This is a genomic window from Ruegeria sp. AB10, assembly GCF_056542745.1.
Window position 1 is genome coordinate 18,447 of sequence record NZ_JBQGAI010000001.1, and the last position, 13,243, is coordinate 31,689.

A 13,243-nucleotide genomic window follows, 5' to 3' on the forward strand; every position below is an offset into this window, starting at 1 on the left:
CCCAGATGTTTGTCAGAGATTATTTGCGCAGCATATGGATTTGCCGGTTCAGTGGCTGGGGCAGGCGGGTTAGGCTTTGGGGATGAATGCCCGCGTGATTCCCTTCTTTGGCCGGCCCGTTCAGGCGCTCTGGGTGGCCGTGACCCGTTTCGATGCCAAGAACGGCTTTGTCATGAGCAGCCACGTCGCCATGTCCCTGATGCTGGCGCTGTTTCCCTTTGCCCTGTTCACCGTGGCGCTGGCGGGATCACTGTCCCAGGACTACGTCACCAACGAATTGATCGAGTTGATTTTTGGCGCATGGCCCAAGGATGTGGCCGGGCCGATCGTGGCCGAGCTGCGTTCGGTTCTGGCCGAGTCCGGGTCGGGCGTGATCACGTTGGGCGGTTTGCTGGCAGTGTTTTTTGCCTCGAACGGGGTGATGGCGGTGCGCAAGGCGATGAACCAAGCTTACCATGATTTTGACAGCTGGCCGTTCTGGAAAACACGGCTGCTGTGTCTAGGTCTGGTGATCGCGGGTGGCATCACTATCATGATCATTGCCGCAGTCGAGGTCATCCTGCCCGTCTACACGAATCTGGTTTCCGAAAAGACGGACGTGAAGGTGTCAGAATGGTTGTCGGTGGATCGCTTGCGCTGGACCTTCACGGTGGCCGTTCCGGCCGGAGCCGTCATCCTGGCGCATCTGATCCTGCCAACCGGGCGCCATAAGCTGCGGCAAATCCTGCCCGGCGTACTGTTGACGTTGGCGTTGTGGGCAGCAGGAGGATGGGGTTTTTCTGTCTATATTGCGCAGTTTGCCTCGTACAGCGCCACCTATGCAGGTTTGGCCGGAGCGATGGCGGCCCTGATCTTTCTGTATCTCTGCGCGGCGATCCTGATCCTTGGGGCCGAATACAACGGGGCGCTGATGGACCTGCAGAACGATGCTGACGGACCTGAAGCGTGAGGGCCTTTTTTCTTGTCTGGATGTTTCTGCCTGCAGTCGCTTTTGGCCAGGTGCCCGAATATGTTGGCTCGGATCAATGCATCGAATGCCACACCGCCGAGGCCGAGGCGTGGGCGACCTCCCATCACGCGCTGGCCTGGACTGAGGTTGAGGCCGGGCATGTGGCGGCAGATTTTGACGGAGCCCGGTTTGACCATGACGGCATGGCGGTCGAATTCAGCATAAGCAGCGATGGATTGCGGGCCAACGTGACCGAAAAGGACGGCGTCACAACTGAGTACGGCGTGCATTCGGTCGTGGGGATTGCGCCCTTGCAGCAATACCTGTTCGAAACCGAACCCGGCCGGTTACAGAGTTTCGATGTCGTCTGGGATACCGAAAACCGGCATTGGTTCCACCTCTATCCCGATCAGGACCTGCCGCCCGATGATGGGCTGCACTGGAACGGCCCCTACAAGAATTGGAACGCCCGCTGCGCGGAATGCCACGCAACGGGCTATGAAAAGAACTACGAGGTGCAGACCCGCAGCTATGCCTCGACGCAGTCCGAGATCGGGGTCGGGTGCGAGGCCTGCCACGGTCCCGGATCGGCACATATCGACTGGACGCAGGGCCAGACACTTGCTGCTGATCTGAACGAATACGGTTTCACCATGAGTTGGGGCAGGGGCCGGACCGAGGCCGAAATCCAGCAATGCGCCGGATGCCATTCCCGGCGCGAGGCGCATGGCGACGGCAACCCGGTCCCCGGAACGCCTTATCACGACGCCTATAATCTGGCGGTGCTGCGCCCCGGTCTCTATCACCCGGACGGGCAGATTTTGGACGAGGTCTATGTCTATGGCTCGTTCCTGCAATCCAAGATGTATGCGCAGGGTGTTGGGTGCATGAATTGTCATGACCCGCACAGTGCAGAGCTGAAGGCGGACGGAAACGGCGTTTGCACGCAATGCCATTCGCCAGCTGGCAATCCTGACTTTCCGACCCTGACCGCCAAGGACTACGACACGCCCGCGCACCACCATCATCCGGAAGACAGCGCGGGCGCGCAGTGCAAGTCCTGCCATATGATCGAACGTGTCTATATGGGTGTCGACGGGCGGCGCGATCACAGCTTCCGTATTCCGCGCCCCGATCTGGGCTTGGGCGAAGATGCGTGCACCGATTGCCATCAGGCCGAGGATCAGGCCTGGGCCGCGCAGCAGATTGAGGAGTGGTTTCCAGCCTCTGCCCACCGTGCCCCGCACTATGGGACCACGTTTCAGGCGGCTCTGGACGGGCGCGCTGGCGGGCCGGACGCTCTGCTTGGGATTGCGACGAATCCTTCCCAACCGGGTATCATCCGCGCTACGGCAGCTTATTTGCTGCAACCTTTCGGCTCGGCAGACGTTGCGGAACAAACGGCCTCGTTGTTGTCTGACACAGACCCGCTGGTGCGCGCGAACGCGGTGGTATTGCAACGTCAGGCAGCCTTGCCGGATCAGATGCAGCGGCTGGAGCCCTTGCTGTCTGACCCATTGCGCAACGTCCGCATCTCGGCCGCCAAGGAGTTCCTGAATATACCCGGCCAGGCCCTGAACCCGGAACAGCAGGCGAAGGTGGCGCAGGGAATGGAGGAATGGCAGGGCGCGATTGCGAACCGTCTGGACTTTCCTGAAACCCACCTTGTTCTGGGCGGCATGGCCCTGACCTTCCGCAACGCCCCGGCCGCTGAGCGCGCCTTTCGAGAGGTTGTTACCCTGGACCCGCAACGGGCCGAGGCGTGGCCCATGTTGGTGCAACTGGCACAGATCAACAATGGTCCGGATGCCGCGCGGGGCGTGCTGCAAGAGGGGTTGAAGGTGCTGCCGGACGATCCGGGGCTGCTGCAACTCAGGACGCAGTTGGCCCCGTGAGTCGGCACCGCTTGGCCCGGTTTAGGCCACGATCCCGGCAAATTTGGGCGTTAACCATGAGCAACGCAGAAACCTCGCCATGCCCAAAGGTGACCCATGCCGGAAAAACCGGTCCATACATCTCAGTTGCAAAACCCTGTGTCCCCGGACCAAAGGGTCGCTGATCTGCAAGCCAGAAAACCGGAATATATCAATCACGGTCAGGCGTTGTTGCTACAACAAACCGCTGCCGCGTCACTGCGCGAGCAGTTTCTTACAGGCGACCGAATCTGGATCAAGGATTAGGTCAGCCCCGAAACCCCGTGGCGACCACAAATTTCTCGGAACTGTCGGAGCGGGACGCAGGCGGTTTGACGTTGGCCACCTTATCGAATTTCTGCTTCAACAGTTTTTGCAAATCGCCCTCGGCGCCTCCGGCCAAAACCTTGGCGACAAAGGTACCGCCTTCCTCCAACACATCAAAGGCGAAATAGGCCGCCGTTTCGCACAGGGCCATGATCCGCAAATGGTCGGTCTGTTTATGCCCCGATGAGGCCGCCGCCATGTCGGACATAACCACGTCAGCCTTGCCGCCCAGCCAGTCTTTGACCTTCACATCGGCGTCGTCTTCCATGAAGTCCAGCACATGCGCTTCGGCACCGGCGACGGGTTCAACCTCTTGCAGGTCCACACCCAGAACCGTGCCGACCCGTTTGCCCGACTTCTCACCCAGAGCATTGACGCGTTTCACGGCCACCTGCAGCCAGCCACCCGGCGCACAGCCTAGATCAACCACACGCGCACCGGGAACGAGGAAGCGGAATTTATCGTCCAGTTCCAGAATCTTAAACGCTGCGCGCCCGCGATACCCTTCGGCCTGCGCACGTTTCACATAGGGGTCGTTCAACTGACGCTCAAGCCAGCGGGTCGAGCTGAGCTTGCGCCCGCGCGCTGTCTTGACCTTGACCTTCAGGTCGCGTTGTCCACGGCCTGAATTGTTTTTTCCACTCGGTGTCTTCGCCATCAGAACGGTCCGTCTTCCAATACCCCGTCCGCGCTCATCTGCGCATAAAGCAGACCTTCGCGTAGCCCCCGGTCCGCCACGGAAAGGCGGTCGGTGGGCCAGCAGCGGAGCAATGCCTGCAAAATGGCTGAGCCGGACATGATCAGGGCTTGCCGGTCATCGCCGATCCGCGGATCGCGCCGCCGCCCCAGTGGGCCGAGTTCTAAGTATCCTCGTATGACTTTGTCAATCTGATCGCTGGTCATGCGCAGACCGTCCACTTTGGTCCGGTCATAGCGTTTCAGCCCCAGATGCGAGGCGGCAACGGTTGTCACTGTGCCGCTGGTCCCCACGATCTGAAATCCTTCGCGGGCCTGTTCGTCCTTGTAGGGGGCGAAATCAGCCAGGTTTTCTTCGAAAAACCAGCTCATAAGCGCAAATCGGGCCGAGTCGTCTTCGACATCGTGGAATTGGTCGCGCAAGGTCGCAACGCCCAGCGGCACGCTGATCCAATCCACCACCTTGGCTGCGGGAAAAGGGCTCTCGGCGGTGTGAAACCCGTTGTGCAGACGCATGATCGCGGCAGGGCGGTCACGGCGCGGCACCGACGAGATGTCGATCCACACCAACTCGGTCGAGCCACCACCGATATCCACGACCAGCAACTGTTCGGTCTTGGTCGATACCAGTGGCGCGCACGAGATAACGGCCAGACGCGCCTCTTCCTCGGGCTGGATGATCTCAAGCGTCAGGCCGGTTTCCCGTTTCACCTGCCGGATGAAATCGCGTGAGTTCTTAGCGCGCCGACAGGCCTCGGTCGCGACCAGCCGCATCCGTCTGACCTTGTTGCGTTTCAGCTTTTGCTGGCAGATGCGCAATGCCTGAATGGTACGCGCCATAGAGGACCGCGACAGCCGCCCGGTCCGTTCCAGACCCGCGCCCAACTGCACGGATTTGGAGAAGCTGTCCACCACATGAAACCCGCTGCCCTTGGGCTGGGCTATCAACATGCGGCAGCTATTTGTACCCAAATCCAGCGCCGCATATAATGCATCTGGATCGGGTCTTGCCGGCGCGGGGCTTTCGACCGCCTTCGGGAACGCGCCCGCACCTTTGGGACGCTTGGGCGCCATCTTAAACGCCCTCCGATTTTCGAGTTACCCTGACCATAGGTCGGGCAATTGTTTCGTGCAAGACGCTCATTAAAGTGATGAGTATTTTGATGTGCGCGTTTGCGTTAGAATTCAGTACAAGCCCTGTATCCCGTCGTAGGCAAAAAGGTCGCTTGAAATACGCCGTGTGTCGAAAACCGACCGACCTGAGCCCGTATAGAAGTTTAGAAACTGCCCATCTGGTTAGGAGGAATCAAAGGCAATGCCTGACGTCACCATCGTATATTGGCGCGACATTCCCGCCCAAGTTATCGTCGGCAAGGGCCGTCGTGGCGCAAAGCGGCAGTTGGAGGAGCGGTTCGAACAAGCGATCGACCGTGCTGCCATGAAGGTGAACGCCAAGGACAGTGATGCCTACCTGGCCGAATGGCGCAAGGCTGAGCCTTTCGCGGTTGAGGGCGACCCGTCCGAGATTGCCGAGGCCGAAGCCGTGCGTCTGGAAACTGAATACGATCAGGACCGCATCAAGGCGTTGATCGCAAATGACGGTTGGGCATGAGCTCTAAATCTTTATGGGAGGCCGCTATGGCTTTGCTGAACTTCAAGAAACGTGATGCGGCCGAAAAGGCCCCGGTGAACCCGACTGTCGAAGCCTTCCTGCAGGGTTATTCGATCGAGGTGATGCCGCGCACCGCCGAAAAGGTCGAGGATTTCCGCGCGCTGCTGCCCGAAGGCACTCGCGTCTACATCGCTCACATCGAGGGCACCCCGATCGAGGACATGGTCAGCACCGCCAAGCGGATCGCGGCCGAAGGGTACCCGGTCATGCCGCACTTCCCGGCACGGATCATCAAGGATGCCGCCACCCTGGAAAACTGGATCTCGATGTATCAGGGCGAAGCAGGCGTTGATCAGGCACTGCTGCTGGCCGGTGGTGTTGCCAAGCCGCACGGTGATTTCGACAGCTCGATGCAGTTGCTGGAAAGCGGTCTGTTCGACAAGGCGGGCTTCAAGCGTCTGCACGTTGCCGGCCACCCCGAGGGCAACAAGGACATCGACCCGGACGGTTCGACCAAAAATGTTGACGACGCGCTGCGCTGGAAACAGAAATTCTCGGAAACCACCGATGCGGAAATGGCGCTGGCAACCCAGTTCGCGTTTGACGCCAAGCCGATCATCGCATGGGCGGACAGTTTGAAAGAAGCGGGCGTCGATCTGCCGATCCATATCGGTATCGCGGGTCCGGCCAAGCTGCAGACCCTGATCAAATTCGCCATCGCCTGTGGCGTTGGCCCGTCGCTGAAGGTTCTGCAGAAGCGCGCTATGGATGTGTCCAAGCTATTGCTGCCCTACGAGCCGACCGATGTTCTGACCGAACTGGCCAACCACAAAGCGGCCAACCCGGATTTCAACATCACCAACGTGCATTTCTTCCCGCTTGGCGGTATCAAGACCAACGCCAACTGGGCAATCGAAAACGGCGGCGCCTCGGCAAAGCCTGCAAACTCCTAAGGAACGGACATGACCCGTACAGTCGTAGAATCAAAAACAAAAACCGCCGTTCTGGGCTTTGACGAACCGTTCTGCGTGATCGGTGAACGGATCAACCCCACCGGCCGCAAGAAACTGGCCGCTGAACTGGAAGCAGGCGATTTCTCGACCGTCGAGAAAGACGCCATCGCGCAGGTCGCAGCAGGCGCGACCGTTCTGGATATCAACGCGGGCGTTGTCTACAACTCGAACCCCAACCCGAACGAGACCGAGCCGCCGCTGATGACCAAGATCGTCGAGCTGGTTCAGGGTCTGGTCGACGTGCCGCTGTGCATCGACTCGTCGGTTCCGGGTGCTCTGGAGGCCGGTCTGGCAGCAGCCGAAGGCCGTCCGCTGCTGAATTCGGTCACGGGCGAAGAAGAGCGGCTGGAGATGGTTCTGCCGCTGGTCAAGAAATACAACGTTCCTGTTGTTGCGATCTCGAACGACGACACCGGCATTTCGGAAGACCCCGATGTCCGTTTCGACGTGGCCAAGAAGATCGTTGAGCGCGCAGCTGACTTTGGCATCCCTGCGCATGACATCGTGGTCGACCCGCTGGTGATGCCGATTGGCGCGATGGCAACTGCTGGCCAGCAAGTGTTTGCTCTGGTCCGTCGTCTGCGCGAGGAACTGGGCGTGAACACCACCTGCGGTGCGTCCAACATCTCGTTCGGTCTGCCGAACCGTCACGGCATCAACAACGCCTTCCTGCCGATGGCAATGGGCGCAGGTATGACCTCGGCGATCATGAACCCGGTGGCTCTGCCTGTTGGCCCCAAGAAACTGGCCGAAAAGAAGGCTGAAGTGGAAGCAAAAGGCATCGTTCTGCCTGCGGATATGGATGATGAAACCTTCTGCCAGCTGTTCGGTCTGGGCTCGACCCTGCCGCGCGCAGGCAAGGAAATGGAAGCCATCCGTGCGGCCAACCTGCTGACCAACAATGACCCGCATGGTGGTGCGTGGATCAAGTTCAACAAATCGCCTGAAGAGGCCGGTGCTGCCGGTGCCGCAGGCGGTCGTCGCGGCGGTGGCCGTCGCCGTCGCGCTTGATTTCAGCAACAGTATGATCAAAGGCCGGGCATTGCGCCCGGCCTTTTTCGTTTGACCCTGATCAATGCCCGGTATCGACGGGCTTGCGACAATGGTACGACCCCCGCAACAAAATCAGGTGTTTTTATGACCAAACATTACCCTCCGAAATTGGCGGACGCCGATCTGAGCAAGCGCCTGAGCAAGAGGGATTATTTCGAAGAGCTCGTCGAGCTTCAGGCCCAACTTGCGTTGATCCAGCAAGCATTCCTGTTTCATGGCGTGAAAGGCGTGCTTGTTTTCGAAGGCTGGGACGCGGCAGGCAAGGGCGGCACGATCCGTCGGATCAGTCAGGCGTTGGATCCGCGCAGTTTCAAGGTCTGGCCGATTGGCGCGCCGCGCAACTATTACCTGAACCGCCATTACCTGCTGCGGTTCTGGGAAAGGCTGCCCCCCGAAGGCGCCATCTCGGCCTTCGACCGCAGCTGGTACGGCCGCGTTCTGGTCGAGCGGCTTGAAAAGTTCACACCGGAAGAGCGTTGGCGGGCCGGATATCGCGAAATCAACGATTTCGAACGCATGTTGGTCGATGACGGTACCCGGATCGTGAAACTGTTTTTCCATATCTCCCCGGACGAACAGATGGCGCGTTTCACGGAACGCCTGCGCAATCCGATGAAACGGTGGAAACTGACCTATGAGGATTTCCGAAACCGTGAACGTTGGGCAGAGGCAGAAGTGGCTGTGGAAGAAATGCTGGCGCGAACCTCGACCGAAATTGCGCCTTGGCATGTCATTCCGGCAAATAACAAGAAATACGCCAGAATAAGTGCGATGCGCGCGATTGTTGATGCATTCTCCAAGGACATCGACCTGAGCCCGCAGCATCTGGACAGGCGAACCCTTGATGCAGCTTGCGAGGCACTGGACGTGGATCAGTCCCTTATCGACAGCCTGCGCGCCCGGACCGAGTAATTGCCCTGCGCCTTGGAAAGGCGCTTGAAGTCGTTCAGCGGGCGGTGTTATCCAGCGCTACGCGGCGGGTATGATGTAATGGTAGCCTGTCAGCTTCCCAAGCTGAACGCGCGGGTTCGATTCCCGCTACCCGCTCCAATCACACGGATCGACGGGCCTGAAACAGGTTGATGACGGCAGGGATTTGGGGTTCCGCCCCGGATTGCAGGTGCTGAAACTCGGCGGCAACATCTTTCTGGATGGCCTCAACGTCCTGCTCGTTCCCGGCGAAATGTGAAATGACCCGAGCAGCCGGTCCCACGCGCGTACACAGCGCTGCTGTACCCTCAACACCGTTGACGCCTTGAAGGTTCAAAGGCACGGCCTCGGCCTTTATATTGGACAACCCGGCCTGAACCATCATTCCTTTGACATGATCAAGGTCGTGAAATGCCAAGGGACCGGGCGCATAACGATCCACGCGTGGTGGCTGCCCCAGCCGCTGGACAGCAGCAATGTGCGGAACCCGGAACCATGGGTTCACGGCCAGAGGTCCCCATGCTGCGAATGTCATCTGAGCGCCGGGCTTTAACGCTTTGGCAATATTGACAAAAGCGGCAACGGAATCGCCGAAGAACATTACCCCGAACCGCGAGATCGCAGCATCCATAAGGCTGGGTTCAAAGGCAAAGGTCTGCGCGTCAGCGTATTGGAACTGAATGTTGTTCAACCCGTTCTCCGCAGCGCGTGAAGCCGCGCGATCCAGAAAGGGTTGTGAGATATCGGCGGCCAGAACACGCCCGTCCGGCCCAACGCGACGGGCTGCGGCAAGGGTGCTGACACCCGTGCCGCAACCGATATCCAGGACCTGCGTTCCGGCAGACAGGTCAGCCCGGCTTAGAACCAGATCCAGAACAGGCGCAAAGGCATGGTCCAACTGATCTTCGTAGGTCAACCACTTGGTGCCGCTTTCAGACTGGCCCCAGTATTCTGCCTGTTCTTCGTTTGCTGACGTCATCTGTCCCCCTGTGGTTGGGGTGACTATGACCTCCTGCGGCGACGGCGGCCAGACTTTTCCTCATCTCCACCGGTGTTGAAGGACGGCGCGGGCAGGGTGACCACCTGCGCCAGTTCCGGGAACGGATCGGTTTTATGCGGGATCGCATTGGCGGCGACGAAATGATCTTGAAATTTGGGCTCGATGGCGGTTTCGACCTTGGTGATCTCGCGCACGACGCGTTCAATCTCGGTCCGGGCGCCGATGTTGCACAACGCGATCCGCGCGCCGGTGCCCGCAGCGTTGCCCGCGCTGGAGACCTTGTCCAGCGGTGCGTCGGGGATCATGCCCAGAACCATTGCGTGTTTGGTCGAGATATGTGCTCCGAACGCCCCGGCCAGAACGACGCGGTCGACGGTGTCGACCTCCATCACGTCCATTAGCAGACGCGCACCGGCGTAAAGCGCGGATTTGGCCAGCTGGATGGCGCGAATGTCGCCCTGTGTCACGGTGATGCGCGGACCACCTTCGGCGCTGGCATCGTGGATCAGATAGGCGTGGGTGCGCCCTTCGGGGACGCAGCGTTCGGTGCCGGTTTGCGCGGCCGAGCCGATCAGACCGCTTTCGTCCAGCAGACCGGCGATGCGCATTTCGGCCACGGCCTCGATAATGCCCGAGCCACAAATACCGGTGATGCCGGTTGTGGCGACATCCTGATCGAACCCTTCCTCGTCGGACCATTTGTCGGACCCGATGACGCGGAAGCGGGGTTCCTTGGTCACAGGATCAATCTCGATCCGCTCAATCGCACCGGGCGCGGCGCGCTGGCCGGAACTGATCTGCGCACCCTCGAATGCCGGGCCTGTGGGCGAGGAACAGGCCAGAACGCGGGTGGTGTTGCCCAGCAGGATTTCCGCGTTGGTGCCGACGTCAACGATCAGCACGAGGTCTTCGGACTTGCCCGGCTCTTCCGACAGCGCAACAGCGGCGCAGTCCGCGCCCACGTGCCCTGCGATACAGGGCAGGATATAGATTTGCGCGCGCGGGTTCATCCTGGTCAGGTCCATCTCACGCGCGGGCAGGGACACGCTTTCCGAAGTTGCCAGCGCAAACGGTGCCTGGCCCAGTTCCACCGGGTCCAGCCCCAGCAGCAGGTGGTGCATGACCGGGTTGCAGACGAAAACCGTCTCAACGATCAACTCGGGATCAATACCGGCCTCTTCGGCGATTGAGACGGTCAGATCGTTGATTGCTTCGCGTACGGCCTTGGTCATCTCCTGATCACCGCCGGGGTTCATCATGGCGTAAGAGACACGGCTCATCAGATCCTCGCCAAAGCGGATCTGCGGGTTCATCAGTCCCGAGGACGCCTTGACCTCGCCGGTTTCCAGATCGGTCAGGTGGGCCGCGATGGTCGTCGAGCCGAGGTCGATGGCCAGACCATACAGCCCGCTTTCGTGCAGACCAGGCCAGATTTCGACGATGCGGGCAACGGTGTCATTGTGGCCCTGGTGGACGGCCACGGTGACCTCCCATTTACCTTTGCGCAGCACCGGCTGCAGCTTGGACATCAGCGACAGGTCGGCGGTGACGGCCTCGATGTTCCACTGCTGGCGCAGGGCGCGCTCAAGCCGTTCCAGATCACCCGTGGGTGAGTGCATGTCGGGCTCTTCCACCACGACAAAGTACAGCCGTGTTGCCGGGTCCATGATGATCGCACGCGCGGTTGCGGCCTTGCGAACGACCTGACGGTGGACCTGGCTTTCCGGTGGCACGTCGATCACGATATCGCCCTGAACGGTGGCCTGACAGCCCAGACGGCGGCCCGGTTTCAACCCACGTTTGTCATCATAGCGCTGCTCGACCGCATTCCATTCGCTTAGCGCGCCGTCAGAGACGGTCACGCCGTGCTTTGGAAACTCGCCATAGCTGGGGGTGATCTGGCATTTCGAACAGATCCCGCGCCCGCCGCAGACCGAATCCAGATCGACGCCCAACTGCCGAGCAGCGGTCAGAACCGGGGTGCCAACGGGAAAATGTCCGCGTTTGCCTGATGGAGTAAAGACAACAAGGGGATCGGTGGTCATATCTGGCCTGCCTTTTGTATTCGCGCGTATGCCGGGCAAGATATGGGTTTGCGCGCAAAGGGAAAGGGCATTCCGCGGCACGTTTTGTACAGGTTGCGTCGTTTTTTATTGCGGTAACGGCCCGTGGGGGAAAACTAGTTGGGCTCTGGGGCTTTTCCTTCGCATAAATCCATGTAATAGGGTCACCGCCAAACGGGCTTTTGCATGGGGTTAGCAGATGCAGATTCGTGAGGCACTTACCTTTGACGATGTTCTCTTGGTTCCGGCGTCCTCGTCGGTGCTGCCGGCGACGGCGGATACAAGCACGCGTGTGACGCGGGCGATCAGCATGAACATCCCGTTGCTGAGTTCAGCGATGGACACAGTGACCGAGGCGCGTATGGCCATTGCGATGGCGCAGGCGGGCGGCATCGGCGTTATCCACAAAAACCTGACGACCGAAGAACAGGCCCGCGAAGTGCGGCGGGTCAAACGGTTTGAATCGGGGATCGTCTACAACCCGGTCACACTGCGCGCGAATCAGACGTTGGCGGATGCCAAGGCTTTGGTCGAACGTTACAACTTCACTGGCTTCCCCGTCATTGACGACGCAGGCCGCGTGGTTGGTATCGTGACCAACCGGGATATGCGCTTTGCGACGTCGGATGACACGCCGATCCACGCGATGATGACAGCTGATAATCTGGCGATGTTGCAAGAGCCGGCCGATCTAGAAGAAGCCAAGAGCCTGATGAAGGCCCGCCGGATCGAAAAGCTGCTGGTTGTTGACGGCGCGGGCAAGCTGACTGGCCTGCTGACGCTGAAAGATACCGAACAGGCCGTGTTGAACCCGACCGCCTGCAAGGACCCGCTGGGCCGTCTGCGTGTGGCGGCGGCGACCTCGGTCGGCGATGCCGGGTTTGAGCGGTCCGAGCAATTGGTAGATTCCGGCGTCGATATCATTGTCGTTGATACCGCGCATGGTCACTCTCAGGGCGTTCTGGATGCGGTGCGGCGGGTCAAGAGCCTGTCGAACGAGGTTCAGATCATCGCCGGTAACGTTGCAACAGGCGAGGCCACCAAGGCCCTGATTGATGCTGGTGCAGATGCTATCAAGGTTGGCATCGGGCCGGGTTCGATCTGTACAACCCGGATGGTGGCCGGTGTGGGTGTGCCTCAGTTGACGGCCATTATGGATTGCGCTTCGGCCGCCGGAGATGTGCCGGTAATTGCAGACGGCGGTATCAAATTCTCGGGCGATTTCGCCAAGGCAATCGCGGCGGGCGCGTCCTGTGCGATGGTTGGCTCGATGATCGCGGGCACCGATGAAAGCCCGGGCGAGGTGATCCTGTACCAGGGCCGTTCCTTTAAATCCTATCGCGGCATGGGCAGCCTGGGCGCGATGGCGCGCGGCTCGGCTGATCGCTACTTCCAGAAGGACGCGGCCAATGACAAGCTGGTGCCCGAAGGGATTGAGGGGCAGGTGCCTTACAAGGGCTCGGCCAGCGCCGTGGTGCACCAGTTGGTCGGCGGTCTGCGCGCGGCGATGGGCTACACCGGTTGTGCAACGGTCGAAGAAATGCGCAAGAACTGCAACTTCGTCAAAATCACCGGTGCAGGTCTGAAGGAAAGCCACGTGCATGACGTGCAGATCACCCGTGAAAGCCCGAACTACCGGGTGATGTAACCTCGGTTTTCAAGGTTCACGGCGCCCGCAGCAGGGCGC

Annotated in this window: 11 protein-coding genes and 1 tRNA gene; 8 read left to right on the top strand and 4 right to left on the bottom strand. The window is 60.1% G+C overall.

The features are described from left to right. Positions 1-82 precede the first annotated feature (82 nt). The gene (locus ACR0NT_RS00090) at positions 83-949 is read left to right on the top strand and encodes a YihY/virulence factor BrkB family protein (protein WP_170442867.1); all 867 of its coding nucleotides are present in this window, start codon (positions 83-85) and stop codon (positions 947-949) included. Next, positions 946-2,844, top strand: coding sequence for a multiheme c-type cytochrome (locus ACR0NT_RS00095; protein WP_480442522.1), 1,899 nt, complete (start codon positions 946-948; stop codon positions 2,842-2,844). The genes ACR0NT_RS00090 and ACR0NT_RS00095 overlap by 4 nt, the downstream gene beginning before the upstream one ends. Positions 2,845-3,130: 286 nt before the next feature. Here the strand turns inward: ACR0NT_RS00095 and ACR0NT_RS00100 are convergent, their stop codons facing one another. Together ACR0NT_RS00100 and ACR0NT_RS00105 are read right to left on the bottom strand one after the other, a co-directional pair. Then, positions 3,131-3,847: an RlmE family RNA methyltransferase gene (locus tag ACR0NT_RS00100; protein WP_170671537.1), complete on the bottom strand. Its 717-nt coding sequence runs from the start codon at positions 3,845-3,847 to the stop codon at positions 3,131-3,133. Next, on the bottom strand, positions 3,847-4,959 hold the full coding sequence (locus ACR0NT_RS00105) for a Ppx/GppA phosphatase family protein (protein WP_170442864.1): 1,113 nt from the start codon (positions 4,957-4,959) through the stop codon (positions 3,847-3,849). The genes ACR0NT_RS00100 and ACR0NT_RS00105 overlap by 1 nt, the downstream gene beginning before the upstream one ends. Before the next feature lie 241 nt (positions 4,960-5,200). Between ACR0NT_RS00105 and ACR0NT_RS00110 the strand changes: the two genes are divergently transcribed. From ACR0NT_RS00110 to ACR0NT_RS00130, 5 genes are all read left to right on the top strand, one after another. Continuing rightward, positions 5,201-5,497 (top strand): virulence factor, encoded by a 297-nt coding sequence (locus tag ACR0NT_RS00110; RefSeq protein ID WP_170324990.1) that lies wholly within the window; start codon positions 5,201-5,203, stop codon positions 5,495-5,497. A 26-nt stretch (positions 5,498-5,523) separates the two neighbouring features. Next, positions 5,524-6,450, top strand: coding sequence for a methylenetetrahydrofolate reductase (locus tag ACR0NT_RS00115; protein ID WP_170442863.1), 927 nt, complete (start codon positions 5,524-5,526; stop codon positions 6,448-6,450). A gap of 9 nt (positions 6,451-6,459) precedes the next feature. After that, on the top strand, positions 6,460-7,521 hold the full coding sequence (locus ACR0NT_RS00120) for a methyltetrahydrofolate cobalamin methyltransferase (RefSeq protein WP_170671535.1): 1,062 nt from the start codon (positions 6,460-6,462) through the stop codon (positions 7,519-7,521). A gap of 126 nt (positions 7,522-7,647) precedes the next feature. Continuing rightward, positions 7,648-8,475 carry a polyphosphate kinase gene (locus ACR0NT_RS00125; RefSeq protein WP_170442860.1) on the top strand — a complete coding sequence of 276 codons (828 nt, stop codon included), beginning with the start codon at positions 7,648-7,650 and terminating at the stop codon, positions 8,473-8,475. 64 nt (positions 8,476-8,539) lie between these two features. Next, positions 8,540-8,613, top strand: a tRNA-Gly gene (locus ACR0NT_RS00130). A gap of 1 nt (position 8,614) precedes the next feature. On the opposite strand, the gene ACR0NT_RS00135 is transcribed toward ACR0NT_RS00130, so the two are convergent. After that, entirely contained in the window at positions 8,615-9,472 is an 858-nt protein-coding gene (locus ACR0NT_RS00135) for a class I SAM-dependent methyltransferase (protein WP_170442858.1), read from the bottom strand. A gap of 23 nt (positions 9,473-9,495) precedes the next feature. Further along, positions 9,496-11,538, bottom strand: coding sequence for an ASKHA domain-containing protein (locus ACR0NT_RS00140; RefSeq protein ID WP_170442856.1), 2,043 nt, complete (start codon positions 11,536-11,538; stop codon positions 9,496-9,498). A 217-nt stretch (positions 11,539-11,755) separates the two neighbouring features. Here ACR0NT_RS00140 and guaB point away from each other — a divergent pair, with 217 nt between their 5' ends. Next, on the top strand, positions 11,756-13,204 hold the full coding sequence (guaB, locus tag ACR0NT_RS00145) for an IMP dehydrogenase (RefSeq protein ID WP_170442855.1): 1,449 nt from the start codon (positions 11,756-11,758) through the stop codon (positions 13,202-13,204). The last annotated feature ends 39 nt before the right edge of the window (positions 13,205-13,243 follow it).